The following is a 21065-nucleotide window of genomic DNA, read 5'->3' on the forward strand; positions in this document are numbered from 1 at the left end:
GCCTGAGCAAAATATGCCGACGCCTCGCGCAGGATCTCATTGGCCTGCTTCAACTCGCGGTTCTCGCGCTCCAGCGCCTTCAACTTCTCGGCCATTTCGCTGGTCACGCCAGCACGCGCACCCCGATCCACTTCGGCCTTCTTGACCCACTCGTTCAGAGTCTGTGGTGCACAACCGATCTTCGATGAAATCGACAGGATCGCCGACCAGCGGCTCTCATGCTGCCCGGGATTGTCCAGAACCATGCGAACGGCACGCTCGCGCACTTCGGGGGAATACTTGTTCGCCGTCTTGCTCATGATGCTCCATCCTACTCAAGAGTTGGAGCCTCCGGCAAACCCAGCGCGGTTCACTCGCGCAAACAGCGCCGGACATTTCATCAACCGAGACTTCGCCGAGAATGTTTCGGTGAGCTCATTCAGATAGACGGCTCAGAGCACCGCTGGTTCGAGGATCGGGGTGATCCCTGCACCCTGCTCGTCTTCATTGACGATGCCACCAGCACGCTCGTGGAACTGCGCTTCGTCAAGTCAGAGAGCACCTTCAGCTACTTCGAAGCATTGGAGCGCTATCTGACGACGCACGGCCGCCCCGTTGCGTTCTACAGCGACAAACACACGGTCTTTCGCGTACCAAAACCCAGCGAGCATATGACTGGTATGACCCAGTTCGGGCGCGCTTTGGCAGAGCTGCAGATCGAGATATTGTGCGCCAATACCAGCCAGGCCAAGGGCCGCGCAGAACGTGCGAACCGGACGCTACAGGACCGCCTGGTCAAAGAACTGCGCATCGCGGGCATCTCGGACATGGACGCGGCCAATGCGTTCCTTCCCGCCTTCATGGAGCGCTACAACACGAAGTTTGCCAAGCCCGCTGCCCGTCCAGACAATTTGCATCGTGCGTTGAACGCCGCACCGGATCGGCTGGCCGAGATCTTCTGTCTGCGCAACAAACGCTATGTCAGCAAAGATCTGACCCTGAAATACGACCACAAGCGCATCCGGCTGGAAGTCAACGATCTGACGCGCGGTCTGGTCGGCAAATATGCCGACACCTACGAGTTCCCCGACGGGCGCATCCAGGTTCGGCACAATGGCGTTGCCCTGCCCTGCGCCATCTTCGATCCGCATCAGCAGCGCGTCACGCACGCAGCGATCACCGACAACAAACACCTCAGCGCAGTGCTGGCTCATATAAAGGCCGAACAGGACAAGGCCGCCGCCAGCGCCAAGGTGAGCCCGGAAAGCGCCAGAAACGGATACCGGAAGAACGGACTCCGCAACAACGGCTGGAACTCCCTCGCAGACCGCAAGCGAAACGCGGCACGCAAAGCCAGACAGGGCTGCGATACCTGAGGTCTCCGCCCTGTCAGGCTTTGCTCTCCTCAGCGCCTAGGTGGGACATTTCCAATCACTCACATCTTCCAGGCAAGGTCAGAAAAGCGAACATGGGAACATGGCATGGGAACATGGCAGGAAATAGGGGGCCTTTCTTCCGCATGTCGCGGAACTGTTTATTTATGCCCCTAGAGACATTTCTACTTTGCAAGCCCGGTGACATTTCTACTTGGTTGCAACAGACTTTGTACGCGCAAACTATAAAGCTGCCGCAATCTAAAGGATTTTCCCGGTGAGGAATTGGAGGCGCAATTGAAGGGCCTTCGCTTTTGAAAAAGGTTTGGTCGCAAACCCGCGTCTCCGAGAGGCGCGCAGGCCGCGATTGCGAAATGAAATTCCGAACCGGTCAAAAAGAGTTAGGTGCATGGGAAGTGCTGCCTTACCCTCACGTAAAGTTTTGCGTAAGGCTGCACGTGAGATGTTTTGAGCGCGACGTTTGTAAAATCAGTTTCCAAGTTGGTTTTTCACTTGAGCAAAGCGCGCTTGTGTCGGCACAAAGTACCCGCACACAAGGCTAACCTATTCGGGGGGCGGCCCCCAGTTGAATGCATGAGGAGATATTCATGGCCATTAAGAATGCCGGTTTGAAAGCTGCCGCCTTCGGAGCCACCGCGCTTGTCGCACTTGCCAGCAGCGCCACGGCGGATCAGGTTATTGCAGACGATCTCATCGTTCAGCAATCGCTTTGTGTGGGTCAGGACTGCGTCAACGGTGAAAACTTTGGGTTCGACACCATCCGCATGAAGGAAAACAACCTTCGGATCAAAGCGCAGGATACCTCGAATTCGTCCTCCTTCCCGACGGTGGACTGGCAGCTGACCTTCAATGACAGCAGCAATGGCGGTCAGAACAAGTTTTCCATCGACGATATCGATAACGGGCGCACGCCGTTCACCATCGAAGCGGCCGCCCCCAGCCATTCGCTTTATGTCGATGACGGTGGGCGGATCGGTCTGGGGACAGCAACCCCGGTGGTTGAACTGCACGTGGTGGACGGCGATTCGCCGACCCTGCGGTTGCAGCAGGACGGCTCTTCTGGCTTTACCGCGCAGACCTGGGACCTGGCGGGCAACGAGGCCGGCTTTTTCGTGCGCGATGTCACCAACGGCAGCCAGTTGCCCTTCCGCATCATTCCCGGCGCCGACAGCGAGTCGCTTGTGATCGGGGCCAACAACGACGTTGGGGTCGGCGGCGATACGACGCCCGAGGCTTCGCTGCACGTCAAACGCACCAACGGCACCGCGCGGGTCTATATTCAGGAAGCCAGCGCCACCCCTGGAGTACGCGAGCTGTTGAAAATGTCGAACAATGGCGGCTCTTACATCACGATCGAGAACACCGCGGTCAGTGGCTCCTGGTACTTTACCCATGAGAACAGCGCGCCGAACCGCTTTTTGATCACCCACTCTGATGGCGGCGTGCAGTTTGCGCTGGACCGCAGCGGCAACGTGACGCTGGCGGGCGATATCACCACCACGGGTTCGGTTTGCGGATCGGGCTGTGACCGGGTGTTCGACGCGGACTATCCGCTGCCGACCATCACGCAGCAGGCTCAGATGATGTTCTCGGACCGCCATCTGCCGAATGTCGGCCCGACCGACGAAGAGGGCCCGTTCAACGTGACCCAGAAGGTCGCCGGCATGCTGAACGAGCTGGAAAAGGCGCATATCTACATCGCCCAGCTCAACGATCGTCTGAGTGAGCAAGATCGCGAAATGGCCGCCCTGCGCGCCAAGGTCGACAGTCTGAACTGATCCCCCTGCCAGATCGCAAAGTGATCTTTGACGCGGTGCCCCCGGGGTGCCGCCCCGCAGAATATCGTCCCCGGCAAGACCATAAGCCGTGTCATTGCCGGTTTGCCCGGCTTCGAGCAGGTCAGCGCCCGTTTCATGTTCTATCGTTTGCAGGTGCAAAAGCCGCCCGTCCGGCAAAAGGGTAAAGAGGCTCAGCCCGTCATCCGCGCCGCCTGCCACCACGAAAACCCGGTCTTCGACGGTCACGACCGCGACGGAGTGGACCCCGCCAAAGCGGGTGTTCAACCCGTCGATCACATGGTCGACCGGCGTGAGGCTGCCCGAAACATCCAGCTTCATCACGCTCAGCGATGAGCTGTCCGCGGCGCCAAGGATCACCCAAGTCTGGCCAAAGGCCTCGGTCACTTCAAGCGCAGTGGGGGCGACGCCAAGCCCCTCTTCGGCGCCCGCGTAATCCACCGCACGCAGCCTGCCCGTGCTCGCATCGAGGGCAAAGCTGACCAAGCCGCCGCGCAGCATGCTGGTGGCCAGCAGAATCTCTTGCCCGCCCAGGATCACGGTTTCCAACTCGACCCCGACACCCAACTCGTAAGAGGCGCCGTTGAGCGCAAGCCCGGCAGATTGCGGCAAATAGGTTCGGAGCTGACCGGTGGCGTCGTCAGCCACATAGACAGCCACCGGAATAGGCCACATCCGCGACATGCTAGGTGCCCGAGGTCAGCCCGCCGGTCTGCGTGACCCATTTGATCTGGCCGTTGCAGCCCAACTGATAGCCCATAAGCGGCCCCGAGCCGCCGCCAAAACCAACTGCGGGGTGCCATCGATCACCGCATAGTCCAGCATCCCACCCGCCGCCCCGCCCATCCAGGCCGGGAAATAGGCGCGGTCGATCTCGGTCAGCAGGCTGCTGCCTAGGCTCAGCTTGTAGGCGGTGACCCCGCCGTCCTGCCCGGTGTCGGCATAAAGAAATGTTCCCGACGCAGTCGTGACAATGTCCAGCGCCTGCAGATTACCGTCCAGATTCGGATCCCCGGTCGCGATGTGACCGTCCCAGTGCAGATACATGACATAGCCCCCAAAGGCTTGGCGATGGGGTGCAAATGCCCGCGTAACGCGGGGTCCGAGCGTCCGGATTTGGGCAAAAACGGGCAGTTTACCTAAGCTTTATTTCAAGTCCGGCGGTTGTCTCTGTTCGGGGGCCGTCTTAGTGTGGCGGTAAGGAAGCAGGCAGGCAGAACCACATGCAGATCACCATTGTCGGAGCTGGTCTTTCGGGGGCCGTTGCAGGCCGGGAGCTGGCCGAAGCGGGCCACCGCGTGACGATTTACGACGGCCGCGCCCATGTGGCGGGCAACTGCCATACCGAGCGTTGCCCGGACACCGGCGTCATGGTGCATCTTTACGGCCCGCACATCTTTCACACATCCGATGCCGAGGTCTGGGACTATGTGAACAGTTTCACCACGTTCCGCCCCTATCGCCATCAGGTGAAAACCACCGTGCAGGGCGCGGTCTATGCCATGCCCATCGGGCTGCACACGATCAACCAGTTCTTTGGCCGGACCTTCCGCCCCGAAGAGGCGCGGCTTTATATCGAGCAGCACGAGGCCGATCGCAGCATAACCAACCCGCAAAGCTTTGAAGAACAGGCGCTGAGGTTCGTTGGCCCGCGGCTGTATAAGGCCTTCTTCAAGGGCTACACGGAAAAGCAATGGGGGCTGGCACCCTCAAGCCTGCCTGCTTCGATCCTCAAGCGGCTGCCGCTGCGTTTTGATTACAATGACAACTACTTTGCCCATGATTTTCAGGGCATGCCCGAGCAAGGTTATACCCTGATGGTCGAGGCAATCCTTGATCACCCCAATATAGATGTGCACCTAAGCCGCGAGGTCAGCGCCGATCAAGTGGCGCGCGGCGATCATCTGATCTGGACCGGGCCGCTGGATGGCTATTTCGGCGCACGGTTGGGGCGGCTGGGCTATCGCACGCTGGATTTCGAACGCTTCACCGCCACGGGCGATTGGCAGGGCTGCGCGGTGATGAATTACGGCGACAGGGATGTGCCCTTCACCCGGATCACCGAGCACAAGCATTTTGCCCCGTGGGAAAACCACGAGGGCAGCGTTCTGTACCGCGAGGTCTCGCGCGAATGCGGGCCTGACGATATCCCTTATTACCCTATCCGGCTGGTCGATGAGATGGCCATGCTGCAGGGCTATCAGGCGCTGGCCGAAGCCGAGGAAGACGTCACCTTTCTGGGTCGCCTTGGCACCTATGCCTATATGGACATGGACGTGACCATCCGCGCCGCGCTGGATGCCTCAAGGGCTCTGGTGGCGCGCTTCAAGGCCCCCTGAACACTGCCAAACAGGGCACTGTACGGTGCCTTCGGACCCTGTCAACGACTCGGCCTGATGCTTGGGCGCCCCCAGATCCGGAGCCGCCTTATGGACATTTCCGCCCGTCTTTCACTGCCCTACCTGCTGCCTGCACAGGCGCAAAAACACGTGACACATAACGCCACGCTCGAGCGGCTGGACCTTTTGGTGCAACTGGCCATCGAGGAATTCGATGCCAGCACGCCGCCCATCGTCCTCGAAGACGGTGGAATCTGGGCACTGGGCGCCTTTCCGACAGGCGCTTGGAGCATGAGCTTGCCGCCTGGATCGACGAGGCCTGGCTGTTCGTGGCCCCGCAGGCCGGCTTCGCCGGAGTCAGCGCGATCTTGCCCTCCTTCGCCGACCGCGGAAGACGAACATGTGCCCGGCGAACGGGTCCTGCTTCAGCATAGTCTCCGCCTGGACCGCGAGGGTGGTGAACCAGCTCCGCATGTCCGTCACGCCTGCCGCCAGCCAGACCTTTGTGTTCGTCGGAACCGGGATCATCCGGACAGGCCCCGGATCAGCCGGGCAAGCGCCTCGGGATCGTAGGTCCCGCTGATCCGCAGCCGGTGGTCACCCGCGGTATCGATCTTGATCGCGCCTGCCGCGGGCACCGGACCTGCGACGGCTTTGCTATTCTCGTGCATGGGCCGATCGACGATCTCGACGGGAAGAAAACAGGCCGCATCCGGCTCATAGCGCGGGTCGCGCAGCCACTTGAAGATCAGGTTGGCGTTCATCGCGTAACGCTGTGCTACACGCGCAACCGACACGCCCGGCGCCGTCGTCTGCAAACAGATCGACCGCTTCTCCTCATCCGTCCAAAGCCGCTTCGTCCGACGCGCCATAACGCCCCCATAGTCTCCACTATCTAATGGTGGACACTATCGATCACCCTCTATGCGCGGCAGAGCAGTGACACCTGACGCTTACCTTCATGCAGACAGAAAGAGGACAGCATGACGAAACCCGAACGAAGGATAGCATTGATTTGAGTTCTGCTGGTGACCAGTCAAAGAAGGAAATCGTTCACGTCGATATCGCTCGCTTGGATATTGGTCAGGAACAAAATGTCTTCCCCTAAATCGATTTCTGTACCACCGGAAACCTGCCTGATATCCAGATCACCCCATGTCGAAACTGTCGAAAGCCCGCGCAGGTCGATACGGTCCAAGCCGTTCTCAAAGTCTGAAATGGTATCATTTCCACCATTGTCATAGAAGATAAATGTATCTGTGCCCGCACCTCCGGTGAGAGTGTCATCTCCGCTTCCTCCATGAAGAAAGTCTGAGCCGGCACCGCCATCCAGATGGTCGTTTCCGCTTTGCCCCCACAGAAAATCGTTGCCATCGCCTCCGAACAGGGCGTCATCGCCCGTGCCGCCGAAAAGGCGATCATTGTCGGCGCCTCCCAGCAGGCTATCGTTGCCATCGTGACCGTTCAGGGTGTCATTCCCGGCGCCGCCATCAAGGGTATCGTTGCCGCTGTCCAAATCGCCAGGCGTTTTGCCGAAGAAGGTTTCGCCGCCTGATAGCTTGTCGTCGCCGCTATCGCCTTGAAGACTGTCATCACCAAAGCCGCCAAACATCGAGTCCGCGCCGTTTCCGCCAGTCAGGACATCGTTGTCAGCCTTGCCCCACAGGAAATCTGCGCCATCATCGCCGTGCATGGTGTCATCGCCAGTGCCACCAAAGAGACGATCATTGTGGTCGCCGCCATTCAGGCTATCGTTGCCATCACGACCGCTCAGGGTGTCATTCCCTGCCCCGCCATCCAATGTATCATTGCCACTGTTCAGGTCTCCGGGTTTGCTTCCGAACATTGTGTCGCCGCCTGACAGCCGGTCGGCGTTGTCGCCCCCTGCGATGCTGTCGTCGCCGCTGCCGCCATAAAGAGTATCAGTGCCGCGGCCGCCATTCAGGACGTCATTCCCGTCTTCCCCGAAAAGCCGGTCGTTTTGGTCCTCACCGAGGATCGTGTCGTCGCCGTCTCCCCCGAACAAAAAGTCGTAACCGAGGCCGCCATTGAGACGATCGTTGCCTGTCTGCCCCCAGATGAAATCCGCCCCTTCACCGCCAAACAGCCTGTCGTTGCCGTCGCCACCGAACATGCGATCATGACCGACATCGCCGTAGAGCGTGTCGTTGCCGTCCCGACCGTTCATGGTATCGTTCCCTTCTCCCCCGTCGAGTGTGTCGTCGCCACTGTTCACATCACCCGGATCGTTGCCAAACAAGGTTGCCCCGCCTGACATCTTGTCGTTCCCATCAGAGCCGACTAGGGAATCATTGCCTTCGCCGCCATAAAGCTGGTCGTTGCCCCAACCTCCTTTGAGTAGATCGTCGCCTTCGCCTGCGATCAGAACATCGTTGCCAAGTCTACCCAACATCACGTCGCGGCCAGCGCCGCCGACAAGATAATCACCGTCATTGCCCCCCTCGAACACAAGCTCATGCTCGACAACAATCATCACGACATCAAAAGGAAGAAGGTCCAAGGACAATTCTCCGCTGTCGCTTGATGGCGTGGTCAGGATCATAATCAGAGGTTCCACGTCCGCTTCGGACGTGAAATAGTAGTCGTCGATAGACTGAGGGTTATCCACCAAGGGGATAATCGTCTCGTAGGGCGGCAAATAGGTCATTATCTCGCCGTTCGAGATTTTGACGTGATTGGCATTTTTGGGGTCAAAGAATGCCAGGGTTTCCAGTTGGTCCAATTCTTCCTGATTGATGACCCTGCGCGGAATTCGTTCACCTCCGTCCTCATTGGCGTAATCGCTCAGTCCATCCGAACTCTCTGGGTCGATCGTCAGGCGGGTCACTTCGACACTGTCCCCGGATTGAAGCATCGATGAGATATCGATATCCACGGTGGACGGGATGTCCGAGCGCAGGGACACATAGAACACGTCTCGGTAGGGGCTGCTGAAGTGGTTGATCTCGACTTCAGCAGCTTCACCCATCCATTGGGTGGACATGCTTTCCATAACATCGGCGGGCCCGATCGAGCTTTCCCAGGGGCGCAAATTGTCCATCATCATGGAGAAGACGGCCCCACCCATGGAATACTCGACGCCGCTGCTGTCCCTGTCCCCCATGACGGAGTTCGCGGTGCGGTGCTGGAGCGGCCAGATATATGCATCCGAGGTATCCATCCGGACCATGAACTCGAACATTTCCAGAAGGATAGAGGCGCTGGATGCACCATGCTGGGTCAGGTTGCCGGCCAGCACATTCCATTCGGTGATGTAGAGATCAAGGTCTTTACCAAGCTGTTCTTCAAAGTTGGCAAACCGCTCGTCTATCCTGCGCACCTGCCGCCATTCATCATCGGAAAACACGGCAGAGTCGACGCGATCGATATTGTAGTAATAGTGAACCACGGCGCCATCGACGGCCTGTATGGCCCGGTCGTCCAGCCAGGAAATGATGGCTTCGTTTGCCAGATCGTAGTTGCCTGAATCCTCACCGCCCTTGTAGTCGCTGGCGCTGCCATTCGTTTCCGCCATCTGCAAAAGGATTGCCGGGTCTGGCGCGTTGAGAGGATCTGCGGCGAAAAGGTTGTCGAGCGCATCCTGCACGGCATTGATGACCTTGTTTGCCATTATGCCGTATTCTGTTTCATTCATGGCGGGGATGAAGTCGCTGCCCTCGATGAACTCAGGGTGCACGGATCGATCCGGGTTTTCGACCTCTACGCCGATGGAGTATTCGTTGCCGATCTCAAGCGCCCCGATGATATCTCCGTATTCAGTGAGAAGGGCTTCTACGAAGGCGGTGATCTGTTCTGCAGGGATGTCGACCTTGGTCGGAAGCACAAAGGTCACCTGGTATTGAACGCCATCGAGGCTGTTTGCGACACACCAATCGAGGAAGTCCCTGACTTCCGGGCGCAATTCACCATTTGGCATGTAGGTCACATCGATCGTGTTTTCGACATGCCCCCCCGGATATCTCAGGTTGCGAATGTCATTGGTTTCCAATGCATCCTGAAATCCTTCGGAGGGGGCAAAATCGACCTCAGATCCAAGGTTGATATCGTGCAGGGCGTTGGCGCCAAAAAGATCATCGGAAACATAGTGCCCTGTACCCTGGCTGCCTTCAAACGTGATTGAATAGGTCGGCATCTGCTGAAACTCACGGCTTGTTTCTGTGCCGGTGAGATTGCTGGATGTCTTGTGAGACCTTTGGGCGCGAATGTGGCAGATGCGTGGGCATCAGATAGCATTTGATATTATGCATATTGAAAAGCCCCATGCCTTCTCGTTTTCAGTTTCCGGGCTTTCTGACAGCTTGATTTAATTATGTGATAGATTGCTCTGTGATTGGTTTTCTTGATGGTCGCCACTGCCTTTGTTTTGCCGGGTTTGTCGCCGACAACCGGACTTTGTTTTGCGGACATCGAGCCTCGCAACCGTTAACGGTTGAGTTCGGAAATCCTTGTCTCTGGCGGGGCGTTGTTGTTGTCTGCTACAAGAGGTGACGAAATATGCTCTTTCTAGCTGGTATAATCGGGATGATGGCGGTGAGCAGCCTCGTCTTCTCCTTCCAACCAGAACCTGATGACGTTCAAGGGGATGACCCTTCGGACGCTCTGGAGTCGTCTGCTTCCGAAACAGACGACATGGCTGGCTCCGAAGCTGCGATACCAGGCATCCTTGACTTCGCCATCGGCGATGGCGGCAACAACGACGCTTCGCCGCCCAACATGGGAACGGGGGAAACCGCTGTCGGCGAGGCAACGCCCGATGATGGGTTGGAATCTGACCAAGGCGTGACCCAAAGTGAACCAATCGCTGGTAGCAGCGGTGATGACACCTTGCTGGGTAGTGCTGGTGATGATGAGATGTTCGGGAGCAGCGGCGCAGATGAACTCTACGGCTATGAGGGCAGCGACACCCTCTCTGGTGAAGCCGGCGATGATCGTATGGAAAGCGGGAGTGGCGACGACTCGTTGCTTGGTGGGGATGGGGATGATGCTCTCCACGGTCGCGCAGACGATGATACCTTGAGAGGGGGCGGTGGCGCAGATACGCTTTTGGGCGGGGCTGGTGATGATCTTCTCGTTGGATACGAAGAAACGGATGATTTTGCGCAGGATTTCCTGAACGGTGGCGAGGGTAACGATACCTTGATGCTGGGCTCCAATGATTGGGCGTTCGGCGGGCAGGGCGAAGACGTTTTCGTCTTGGGTGGTTCAGAAGCCGCAGGTCCAGCCAACCTGATGGACTTTGATCCGGAAACCGACCAAGTCGTTTTTCTGTATGAAGGCGACGGATCGGGGCAGGTCCCCAGCCTTGAAGTACGCCTGTCTAAAAATGACCCTACAATCAGCGAAATTGTGGTCGACGGGAAGGTCTTTGCGACTGTTGCCACTCAGAATGCGCCGTTCGCTGAGGAAATATCGATCATCGATGCGATCTGACCTGGAATACTCCTCGCCTTGCGGTATTCAGCATGTTCGCCGTTCGGAAGCGGCACTGGCCCTCAAAAGTGCGTAACCCTTATGGAGAGCCTTGCAGCTGGCGCAATTGTCAATCCCGGTGGAAAATTGGTTAGTTTCCCGGAGAGATATTGGCCAGTTTTCGGTCCCTCTGACATTTACCATTGGCCGAGGACGCGATTAGGAAGACGCGTGGCACGATACATTGCGCGCGATGCGCCATGTATTTGACAGAATACGTGAAATAGACCCCAAGGACCTATTTTCTAAATTGAGTACAAGCCCTTAGCGCCGACTCCACTTGCGTTGGGAGAAGGCACGCTTGTACGAAGTTGGCAAGAAATAGGAACGTTAACTTCAAAATGTCACCCGGCAGCAGATTGACCGAGACTGACCGTCTGAGCATCGTCAGAGAGCAGTCTCAAGGCGTTCCTGCTGGCAAGCTTGCCGCACAGTGCAACGTCAGCCTGAAGTCGATCTACAACGCCGCCAATCACGACTCGGCGCGGCATCGCGCGATTTAGGAATCGGCAAAAACACCGTGCTGGAAATAATGAAACGGCAACGACAGAATTCCTTGTGATACGATGCTGCCCCTTACCGGAATCTACCCCAAGGTGGGCATCGGGACCGCGTCCCCAAGCTGCGATCTGGATGTGAGCGGGCCGGTCCGCGACGCCTCTTATACCACGGGGGCGCCCCGGCCCTTTGCTCTGATCTGGCAGGCGTATTGTGACATTGTGGTCTTTGCGTTAGAGACACACAACTGCTGGGCGATCGGGCTCTGCGACAACCCTACGACCACCAAGAGTTCAGGCATGCCCTCAGCGATCCATGCGATTATCATCAGCTGGGACGGCCAATATGACCGGGCTCTTGACATCGCCCGCCAGCTTGACGGGGTCGTCGACAAGCTTTCGGTCATCTACTCCAACAGCGCAGGTCTTGAAGAAACCGGCCCCGGCAACTGGATTCAGGTCCCGCAAAGCTGGTTCTTCGGGCGCAAGTTCCGCGCGGCGCTGGATCTGGTGGCCCCCGGCGATATCCAGCTGCAGATTCAGGCGGACGTTTCTTATGACAACTGGTCAGCGCTGGTGGCTGACTGCACCGCTGCCTTTGCCGCGCATCCGCAGGTTGGCGTCTGGGCGCCGGACCTGACCTGGACTCCCTGGCCCACCGATCTGGTGCACGAAGGCCTGCTGGACGGCAGCGATCTGGTGCGGGTGGCGCAGACCGACGGCGTGGTCTGGGCGCTTGGCCCGGCGGTGCTCGATCAGTTGCGCGGGTTGGATTATGACAGCAACAACCTTGGCTGGGGCATCGACTGGGTTGCCCTGTGTTACGCCCGTCAGCACGGGCTGCAGGCGGTCCGCGACACCCGCCACCGCGTGCACCACCCCGAAAGCCGTGGCTATCACGGCGGGGAAGCGGCCCAGCATATGAAAGCCTTCCTGTCACAACTGCCCAAAGCGCTACAGGTGGATATCCTGACTTTGCACGGCAGACTACAGGACCGTAAGAAGCCCCCCTTTGCGCAGGCCGCCCCGGCCAGCAGCGCCCACCTTGCAACCAAGCCCCTTATGGATGTGAAAAAGATGTTTAAAACGAAGTCTGCCAATGCCAACCTCTGCGAGATTTCCTTTTGCGAAGGGACGGTTTTTGCCAAGGCCGGGCCGGACTTTCTCGCGGCGGGGCCTCATCTGGCGTGCGGCCGTACCGAAGTGTCTTTCGCCCCAGCCGATCCGGCGCCCACCCTTGATGAAATGACCCGCAGCTTTCCGCTGGCGGCGGAACCGGACACCGCGGGCGATCAGCAGTTCAACGATCTGGGCGAATGGCAGGTGTCGGGCTGGAGCACCCTGCGCGTCGTGCTGAACCCTCAGGTTGGCCCGCAGCCGGTGAAACTCGGCGGCGAGATGGCGCTGACCCCTGCGGACGGGGATGTGATGTTCCGCACCGATCTGGCCTGCCACCGGGCGCGCGGCGCGTTGGTCCTGACGCTTTCGGACAGCCAGAACACCCCCGTCTGGAGCACCCGCGTCGCCTTTGATCGCGGCTCGCAGGGGGGGGCGAACAGCGCCGGCTATCAATCGGTGCAGGTGCCCCTGCCCGCCCGCTCGCAGGACCAGATCCTGCGTCTGGAGCTTGACTATCTTGGCGGAGACAGCACCGCGAGCGCCGACCCGCATGTGTTTTTCGTTGCCCAGCCCTGCCTGACCCGCGCTGGGGCCAGCCGTCTGAAATCCCCGATCAGCCTGCATCTGGACAATGACGCCACCGGCACCGCCAGATGGTATCGCGCCGATCTCGACATCGCCAAGCTCAGCCCCGGAGACGATATCGTGCTGCGGGTCGACGGCGCACAGATCGTGCTGCTGCCCGGCCACGTGGTCGGCGTGCACATCCACAAGGACTGGGGCCATGTCCTGGAGTTCCATTCCAACGGTCCGGTCAAGGCCGTGGCCTGGGTCAATGGCACGCCCGCCTTCCCGATCCGGCTCGAGGATGGCAACAACATGGTGCGCATCCCGCAGACCCATCTGACCGGCCAGCACAGCTGGCTGGAGCTGCGCGATCCGTCGGGCAACCGCATCTACTGGGCCAACTGGTTCCTGCCGCCGCGGCAGCTGACCCCGGTGGCGGTGCTTCAGCACGAGGGCGCCAAGGCCATCGGCAGCGATCTCTTCCCGCAGTCGCCGCTGCGCTTCAAGGCGCTGCGCGCCCATATGAAGGCGGGCACTCCGGAAGATCAGATGGCCCAGCTGTCCATGGCGCTCGATGCGCTCGAAGCGGGGCACGAAAAGCTCAAGCTCAAGCCGCTGGCATTCCCCGAGGTCAAAAATCCGGACGTCAGCATCGTCATCCCCGCGCATAACAAGGTGAAGGTCACCTATGCCGGGCTCTGCGCGCTGCTGCTGGCCTGGAACAAGGCCAGCTTTGAAGTGATCCTTGTCGATGACGCCTCGACGGATGAAACCGCCACCCTCGAGGATCTGGTCAGCGGCATCACCGTGATCCACAACGAAGAGCCCATGCGCTTCATCCGCGCCTGCAACGCCGGGGTGGCCAAGGCCAGGGGCAAATATGTCGTTCTGCTCAACAACGACACCGAGCCGACCACCGGATGGCTCGATGCGTTGATCGACGGGTTTGACCGGTTCCCGAACGTCGGCCTCGTCGGCTCCAAGCTGCTCTACCCGGACGGCACCCTGCAGGATGCCGGCGGCATCATCTGGGGCTCGGGCGATCCGTGGAACTACGGCAACCGTCAGAACCCGAACGAGCCGCGCTTCAGCTATGCCCGTCAGGCCGACTACCTGTCGGGTGCGGCGCTCATGACCACCCGCGAGATCTGGGAAGAGGTCGGCGGGCTGTCGTCGTATCTTGAACCGATGTATTTCGAGGACACCGACCTGTCGTTCAAGGTGCGTGATGCGGGCTATACCACGTGGTTCGTGCCCTCCTCGGTGGTCTACCACTACGAGGGCATGACCAGCGGCACCAGCACCGCCTCCGGCTTCAAGCGCTTTCAAGAGGTCAACCGCCCCAAGTTCAAACGCCGCTGGGCCAAGGCCTATGCCAATTTCTCCAAGGTCGGCACCGCGCCGGATCTGGAAAAGGACCGCGGCATCGCCGGGCGCATCCTGTTCATCGACTACACCACGCCCACCCCGGACCAGAGCGCCGGCAGCTATGCCGCCTTGCAGGAGATCAAGCTGGTGCAGTCGCTGGGCTACAAGGTCACCTTCCTGCCGGAAAACCTTGCCCATCTGGGCAGCTACACCGATGCGCTGCAAAAGATGGGGGTCGAGGTGATCTACTCGCCCTTCTACCGCTCGATCGATGAGTTCCTGCAGGCGCGCGGCGCCGAGTTCGATGCCTTCTACATCACCCGCTATCATGTGGTGAACAGCGTCGTGTCGCAGATCCGGGCGGCCAACCCGCAGGCGCCGGTGCTGATGAACAATGCCGACCTGCATTACCTGCGTCTGCTGCGCAAGGCGGTGGCCGAAAATGACGAGGCGCAAAAGGATGCGGCCCGCGCCGTGCAGACCGAAGAATTCGCCGCCATGCGCAGCGTCGATGCGGTGCTGTCCTACAACGAGATGGAGCATTCGGTCATCGAGGCCCAGTCCGAAGGCGCGATCAAGGTGCTGCCCTGCCCCTGGGTGCTCGACCTTCCCGAAAAGACCCCGCCGCGCAAGGGCCGCGTCGGGCTGTCCTTCCTTGGCGGTTTCCAGCATCACCCGAACGTCGAGGGCGTCGAGTGGTTCACCAAATCGGTGATGTCGCGGCTGGCCAATTCGCGTCCGGAAATCGAGCTTGCGATCTACGGCTCGCGGATGAACGACAAGGTCAAGGCGCTGAAGGCGCCGAACGTCGATCCCATCGGCTTCGTCGAAGAGATCGAGGACTCCTACAACCGGCACATGGTCTTTGTCGCGCCGCTGCTCTCGGGCGCGGGGATCAAGGGCAAGGTGCTGAGCGCGCTGGCGCATGGCATCCCCTGCGTGCTCAGCCCGCTGGCCGCCGAGGGCATCGGCCTGCTGCATGGCCGTGACTGCCTGATCGCCAAGACCCCCGAAGAGTGGGAAGAGTCGATCGTGAGCCTCTATGACGATGCCGCGCTGTGGGAGAAGCTGGTGACCAATGCCCGCGATCTCGCGGCGCTGCGCTTTTCCTTCGAGGTTGGGCAGGAGCAGATGCGCAACGCATTGGAAAAAATCGGGCTTTTCTCTAGTATGGATCCTTGGGTCAAGTAACGGACACCCCATGCCGATCATCCGCATCGCCGATAAGCTGGTCTATTTCGCGCATGTCCCCCGGGCAGCGGGCACTTCGGTCGAGCGATATTTGCGGGCGCGGTTCGGGCCCTTGGCCTTAGCCGACCCGCTCTACCTGTCGAAACCCGAAGAGCAGCGCTGGACCCGTTCGTCGCCGCAGCATGTGGATCGCGATGCGCTGGCGCGGCTGTTCCCGTCGGGCTTTTTCGACGCAAGCTTTGCCATCGTCCGCCATCCCTGCGACCGGCTGCACAGCGTCTTTCTGCGCCAGCGCGACATCGAACAGACGATCCCCGAAGACACGGTTTTTCGCGACTGGGTGGAGACACTGCCGCTGCCGGGGTATGCTTTGGACAATCACACCCGCTCGATGCTGGAGTTCTGCCCGCCCGGCACCCGGCTTTTTCGTCTCGAGGACGGGCTGGGGCAGGTTGTGGACTGGCTTGATGATCTGGCCGGGAATACAGAGGGGCCGCGCGCGATCGGGGTGTCCAACAGCCATGCAGAGCGTCTGGCTCATCTTGGCCGGAACCCGGACATGCCCATTGCCGAGCTTGATGACGACCTCCGTGCGGATATCATCGACCGATATGCCGCGGATATTTACTGGTGTGGCTATGCGCATCGCAAAGGAAGACCAAGAATGACGAATAAGCCTGCCGAACGCACCATTGTTCTGCACTACCACCTGTTCAAGAATGCCGGCACCTCGCTGGATCAGATCCTCAAGCAGAATTTTGGCGATCGCTGGGTGACACGCGAATTTTCCATGGCCCGCAACAACAACAGCGCCGATCTGGCTGACTGGATCCGCGAAGAAAAAGACGCAGTCGCCTTTTCGACCCATACCGCGGTGGGGCCTGTGCCGGACATCCCCGGGGTGCGGATCATCACGGTGATTCTGCTGCGTGACCCGATTGCGCGCATCCGCTCGGCCTATCGCTTTGAGCGCCATCAGGACGCCGACACCTTTGGCGCACGGCTGGCAAAAGAGACCGACTTCGAGGGCTATGTGCGCACGCGCCTGAAAAACCCCGGCGACCGCCAGTGCCGGGATTTCCAGTGTTCGCGCCTTGGCACCATGGTCCCCGGCGAAGCCCCCGAACTGGAGCGCGCCCTGATGGCTGCGCGCAGCCTGACGGTGCTGGGCAATGTCGCACGGTTCGATGATGCGGTGGAGGATCTGGCCAAGGCCCTGTCCGAGGCCTATCCCGGGTTCACATGGGAAACGGTGCAGGCCAATGTGTCGAAATCCGGCAGCACCTCCGAGCAGACCGCAGACGAGGTGATGCGCCTTCTCAAAGAGGTGAACCGCAACGATCTGGCCCTGATCGACACCTTGTTCGGTGATAATCCACCCGCATCCTGAGGCTCGGGGCGGCCACTTTCATCGCCCCGGAAAATCCACTACCAATACCTCGGGCGGATACCCCGCCCGGCATTGCCGCCACCCTCTACGGCAGGAGATTTTCATGCTGTTTCCCTTCCTTCGCCCTGCCTTGCCTGAGCCGGACAGCTGGACGCACTATCTGAAGGTCTCTTACGACCAGCGCTATTTTTCGAACTTCGGCCCGTTGGCGACCGAATTGGCCGACCGCATGAGCAGCGCCTACCTGAAACCCGGCTACAAAGGGGTACTTTGCGCCAGCAATACCGCCGGTCTTGTGGCCGTGCTTCAGGCGATGAATGTATATGGAAAAAAGGTCGCCCTGCCCGATTTCACCTTTGCCGCGACCATTCAGGCCGTCTTTGCCGCCGGGGCCACGCCGGTGGTCTGCGACATCGACCCCGATCTTTGGGAGCTCTGCCCCAAAAGTCTGGGCCGCGCGCTGCAGGCCCACCCCGATATCGCCTGCGTGATCCATGTCCGCCCCTTTGGTCTGCGCCGGGATCTGGAGCCGGTGCGCGCGGTCTGCCGCGAACATGGCGTGCCGCTTCTGGTCGATGCCGCCGCCGGTCTGGGCGCGCCGAACCATCCCGACCGCTTTGGCTCGGACGATGGCGAAATCGAGGTCTTTTCCCTGCACGCCACCAAGGTCTTTGCCATCGGCGAAGGGGGATTTATCGCTGCCCCCGCCGACAAGCTGGCCGCCATCAAATCGGCAATGAACTTCGGGTTCAACGCCGATCGCACCTATGGCGAGGGACAGAATTCCAAGATCGATGAATTCCGCGCTGCCATTGGCCTGGCAATGTTGCAACGCATGGCGCCGATCACCGAAATCCGCGCCCGCCACGCCGCCTTTTATGACGAACTCTTTGCCGGCTATGACAATGCCCGCGTCGCGCAAGCCCCCGGACCCACCCCTTGGGCGAACTATCCGGTGATCTTCGGCAGCCCCGTCACCAAAGAGGTGATCGGCGACTTTGCCGACAACGGCATCGAGATCAAGAAATACTACTGGCCGGGCCTGCTGAAAGGCTATGTCGGGCCGCGCCCGGTGCTGTCAGTGCCGACCCCGGTCAGCCTGTCCTTGCAGGATCGCTGCGCCTGCTTCCCGGTCTATTCGGATTTCACCACCGAAACCGGCAGCATGATGCGCGAACGGATCGAACGGGCGGCAGGCCTTTTGGCTGGAGCGACAGGATGACTTCACAGCTCGCATCCGCGATGGATCTGGAGCAGTCCGATATCTATCTGCATGCCTGTCTGGACCTGCTGCTGATGAAGGCTGCGATGGACCATCCGAGTTATCAAAAGCTGGCCATGGCCCTGATGACCTCGCCCGAGGTGCTGGAAACCGCGCATAGCCCGTCGGACTGGGCCTATCACATCACCGGACGGACCGGGCTGGCCTTTGATGCGCGCTTTATCGCGGCAGTCGTGATTGCGCGGCTGACGCAACAACCACAGATCCTGCACAAGTTCCTGGATATCGAGCTTGAGCCCCTCGACAAGACGCACGACCTTGCCCTGCTTCGCCGTATGCATGCCACCATGACCGGCGCCCTGCTGCGGCCGCTTCTGAAGACGGCGATGGGGGCTCCGAAAGAGCAAATGCGGCTGGTGGCCGAATCCGACCGGGTTCTGCAAATGATGCAGGACTGGACCGCCGCCAATATGGTTCAGGACGCCGCCCCAACAGAGCACAAGGAGGGCACCTCCATCTTGCTGCTGCTGTCCTGGATCCCGGCCGAACCCAACACAGGCGCCCACCTCAAGCAGATTGTCAGCTATACGCACGGCCTGATGATGGCGGGGCAGGAACAGGGGCGCAGCCCGGTCCGCGTCAAGCTGCTGCTGACCTATGACAATTCCACCACCTGGTTGGTGCGCAACTATCAAGCCTATTCAAGGGGCTCTGCCGCGATCATCGAATCCGCCGTCAAAGAGGCTCTGGACCCCGAAATGGCCGATAACTTCTCGGTCGAGCATATCCTGCCGCAACACCATGACAGGGTCGAAGACTGGTTGCAGACCATCGTCAGCAGCGCCGAGGATTTTGCCCCCGATGCTGTGATCCGCTGGTTTGGGTTCTACGCCTCGAATGCCGTGGCCCCTGCCCTGCACCATCGCTTTCCGACGCTGGGCATCCAGTTCAATGCCAACAACCCGGTTGATCGCTATGCCGATGTGCTGCTCAATCAGGGTCAACTGGACCCCAAAAAGGCCTCGGACACGCGCTGGCGCAATCACCGCATCCCGCTGGAAGTCCTGCCGCGGCGACTTGACCTGCCGCGCAGTGCCTTCGATCTGCCCGAGGGCGTCTTTACCATGGTCAGCACGCTGAGCGGCGGGCGTCTGGAAAAAGCCGTCACACAGCTGTCCGCCGAACGCCTTGGCGCGCTCATGGATATGCTCGATGCCCGGCCCGACCTGCTCTGGCTCTGGGTCGGCGTCCATGATGTCGAGACCCTGCGGGCGCATGATCCCCGCCTGCGCGCGCGGATCGACGCCGGGCAGATCCGCTGCCTGCAATTCGCCGAGGATCTGCGCGCGCTGTATCAGCATTGCGATCTTTACGTGCACCTGCCCGCCATGGCTGGCGGCGGCATGGGCGTCGCCATGGCCATCGAAGAGGACATGGCCGTGCTGTGCCATGCCGGAACGGACCCCTGCAACTTCCTTCCCGACACGACAATCCCGACAGCATGGGAGCCATTCTTCAAAGAGCTCGAGACCCTGATCGCCTCACCTCAGGCGCGCCGCGCCTATGCGGATCAGCAACGCGACTGGCTGCGCGACAAACATGGTCTGACCGGGGTCGGGCATGAAGTTCTGGACTATATCGACGAGGCCATCGCGCTGCATGGGGCCTCTGAATCCGCAAAGGTTTTGCAAAAGACATGATCACACTGCATCTGGGCCAGCCCAAGACCGGCACCAGCGTCCTGCAATCGGCCCTTGTTCTTCTGAGCGAACAGGGGGATGCGCTGACCTATCCAACCGCCTTTCGGCGGCCCGGCAAGGGCCATCACGCCTTGGCCCAGTCGGTGCGGGGCGCGGACAGCTTTGCCGAAGCGGCCCCCGAACTGCGGGCGGTGCTTGAGCAGGCCAAGGGCCGCGAAGTGGTGTTCTCGAGCGAGGAATTCGCCAATGTCATAGGTCCGCGGCACCGCGCCATCTTTGACCGGTTCACCGCCCTTTGCGCCGAATATGACGACGTGCAGGGGGTTCTGTACCTGCGCCGCTTCGATGATTTTCTCAATTCGATGATGCTTCAGACAATGCGCTATGGCGGCTTTCAAGGCTCGCCGGTGGAATATGTCTTTCAGCGCCTGACCGGCATCTACACCTTCTTTGCGGCCCTCAGGGACCTGCGAAAACATGGCTCGATGCGCCTGCGGCTTGTGCCCTATACGCCGGGCTTTGACATCTTGCAGGACTTCAAGGACATCTGCCCGGCCGCAACCGGGCTGGATCAGGTCGGTCCGCTGCCCAAGACGGAAAAATTCACCTGGAAACAGCAGGTCTTTATCGCCGCCTCGGCGCAGATCCTGGGCGCGCGGCTGACCCGCCCGCAGATGGAGCGCATGATCATCCGCATGCGCGAGGACGCCATCCAGCTGGATGGCGATCTGGTGAATTACTGTGCGGTCCCGCAGGATCTGGACGAGGCCGTGATCAAATCCGCCTTCGCCGCCGCACGCGACACCGGCATCACCGAATATACCGAGGCCTTTGACGGCGGCGGAACCGAGGGAAAGACCTATGTCCCCTTCGATCGCAGCGTTCTGACCCGGCAGGATATCGCGGTCATGTCCGAACTGGCGGGCGTCCCCGCCTCTTGAGGATCTTTCGGGACATCCCTGACACACCGGGGATCGCCCCTATCCCGACAGCGCACCGCGCGGCAGGGTATT

General features: G+C 60.1%; 14 protein-coding genes and 3 pseudogenes. 12 read left to right on the forward strand and 5 right to left on the reverse strand.

What is annotated here, in order from left to right; all coding sequences use genetic code 11:
- Window positions 1-299, reverse strand: a 299-nt coding sequence (locus ACOYQJ_RS23715) for a transposase (RefSeq protein ID WP_422908386.1), incomplete at its 3' end; no start/stop codon positions are given.
- Window positions 300-353: 54 nt separating this feature from the next.
- Between ACOYQJ_RS23715 and ACOYQJ_RS23720 the strand changes: the two are divergent.
- The 3 genes and pseudogenes from ACOYQJ_RS23720 to ACOYQJ_RS23730 all read left to right on the forward strand — a co-directional run.
- A pseudogene (locus ACOYQJ_RS23720) lies at window positions 354-1355 on the forward strand (ISNCY family transposase); the annotation flags it as partial.
- A gap of 605 nt (window positions 1356-1960) precedes the next feature.
- Window positions 1961-3151 (forward strand): hypothetical protein, encoded by a 1191-nt coding sequence (locus tag ACOYQJ_RS23725; RefSeq protein WP_422908387.1) that lies wholly within the window; start codon window positions 1961-1963, stop codon window positions 3149-3151.
- A gap of 27 nt (window positions 3152-3178) precedes the next feature.
- Window positions 3179-3505, forward strand: coding sequence for a hypothetical protein (locus tag ACOYQJ_RS23730; protein WP_422908388.1), 327 nt, complete (start codon window positions 3179-3181; stop codon window positions 3503-3505).
- 363 nt (window positions 3506-3868) lie between these two features.
- Here ACOYQJ_RS23730 and ACOYQJ_RS23735 read toward each other — a convergent pair whose 3' ends face one another.
- Window positions 3869-4216 carry a hypothetical protein gene (locus ACOYQJ_RS23735; RefSeq protein ID WP_422908389.1) on the reverse strand — a complete coding sequence of 116 codons (348 nt, stop codon included), beginning with the start codon at window positions 4214-4216 and terminating at the stop codon, window positions 3869-3871.
- A 176-nt stretch (window positions 4217-4392) separates the two neighbouring features.
- Between ACOYQJ_RS23735 and ACOYQJ_RS23740 the strand changes: the two genes are divergently transcribed.
- Together ACOYQJ_RS23740 and ACOYQJ_RS23745 are read left to right on the forward strand one after the other, a co-directional pair.
- On the forward strand, window positions 4393-5508 hold the full coding sequence (locus ACOYQJ_RS23740) for a UDP-galactopyranose/dTDP-fucopyranose mutase family protein (protein WP_422908390.1): 1116 nt from the start codon (window positions 4393-4395) through the stop codon (window positions 5506-5508).
- Between the two features lie 90 nt (window positions 5509-5598).
- Window positions 5599-5790, forward strand: a pseudogene (locus tag ACOYQJ_RS23745) (DUF2793 domain-containing protein); the annotation flags it as partial.
- A 96-nt stretch (window positions 5791-5886) separates the two neighbouring features.
- On the opposite strand, the pseudogene tnpB reads toward ACOYQJ_RS23745, so the two are convergent.
- From tnpB to ACOYQJ_RS23760, 3 genes and pseudogenes are all read right to left on the reverse strand, one after another.
- A pseudogene (gene tnpB / locus ACOYQJ_RS23750) lies at window positions 5887-6036 on the reverse strand (IS66 family insertion sequence element accessory protein TnpB); the annotation flags it as partial.
- Window positions 6033-6380: an IS66-like element accessory protein TnpA gene (gene tnpA / locus ACOYQJ_RS23755; protein ID WP_422908391.1), complete on the reverse strand. Its 348-nt coding sequence runs from the start codon at window positions 6378-6380 to the stop codon at window positions 6033-6035. The gene tnpA and the pseudogene tnpB, both read right to left, overlap by 4 nt.
- A 164-nt stretch (window positions 6381-6544) precedes the next feature.
- Window positions 6545-9661, reverse strand: a complete 3117-nt coding sequence (locus ACOYQJ_RS23760) for a calcium-binding protein (RefSeq protein ID WP_422908392.1) — start codon at window positions 9659-9661, stop codon at window positions 6545-6547.
- A gap of 398 nt (window positions 9662-10059) precedes the next feature.
- Between ACOYQJ_RS23760 and ACOYQJ_RS23765 the strand changes: the two genes are divergently transcribed.
- The 7 genes from ACOYQJ_RS23765 (at window position 10060) to ACOYQJ_RS23795 (ending at window position 20993) form a co-directional block, all read left to right on the forward strand.
- Window positions 10060-10959: a calcium-binding protein gene (locus ACOYQJ_RS23765; RefSeq protein ID WP_422908393.1), complete on the forward strand. Its 900-nt coding sequence runs from the start codon at window positions 10060-10062 to the stop codon at window positions 10957-10959.
- Between the two features lie 398 nt (window positions 10960-11357).
- A complete protein-coding gene (locus tag ACOYQJ_RS23770) occupies window positions 11358-11501 on the forward strand; it encodes a hypothetical protein (RefSeq protein ID WP_422908394.1) in 144 nt (47 codons plus the stop codon).
- A 294-nt stretch (window positions 11502-11795) separates the two neighbouring features.
- Window positions 11796-15740, forward strand: a complete 3945-nt coding sequence (locus tag ACOYQJ_RS23775; protein WP_422908395.1) for a glycosyltransferase — start codon at window positions 11796-11798, stop codon at window positions 15738-15740.
- A 10-nt stretch (window positions 15741-15750) separates the two neighbouring features.
- Window positions 15751-17130 (forward strand): sulfotransferase family protein, encoded by a 1380-nt coding sequence (locus ACOYQJ_RS23780; RefSeq protein ID WP_422908396.1) that lies wholly within the window; start codon window positions 15751-15753, stop codon window positions 17128-17130.
- 103 nt (window positions 17131-17233) lie between these two features.
- On the forward strand, window positions 17234-18352 hold the full coding sequence (locus tag ACOYQJ_RS23785) for a DegT/DnrJ/EryC1/StrS family aminotransferase (RefSeq protein ID WP_422908397.1): 1119 nt from the start codon (window positions 17234-17236) through the stop codon (window positions 18350-18352).
- A complete protein-coding gene (locus ACOYQJ_RS23790) occupies window positions 18349-20052 on the forward strand; it encodes a hypothetical protein (RefSeq protein WP_422908398.1) in 1704 nt (567 codons plus the stop codon). The genes ACOYQJ_RS23785 and ACOYQJ_RS23790 overlap by 4 nt, the downstream gene beginning before the upstream one ends.
- Window positions 20049-20993, forward strand: a complete 945-nt coding sequence (locus tag ACOYQJ_RS23795; protein WP_422908399.1) for a hypothetical protein — start codon at window positions 20049-20051, stop codon at window positions 20991-20993. The genes ACOYQJ_RS23790 and ACOYQJ_RS23795 overlap by 4 nt, the downstream gene beginning before the upstream one ends.
- Window positions 20994-21065 lie beyond the last annotated feature (72 nt).

The organism is Pacificoceanicola algae (assembly GCF_049341065.1).
In the GTDB taxonomy this organism is placed as follows: Bacteria; Pseudomonadota; Alphaproteobacteria; order Rhodobacterales; family Rhodobacteraceae; genus Pacificoceanicola.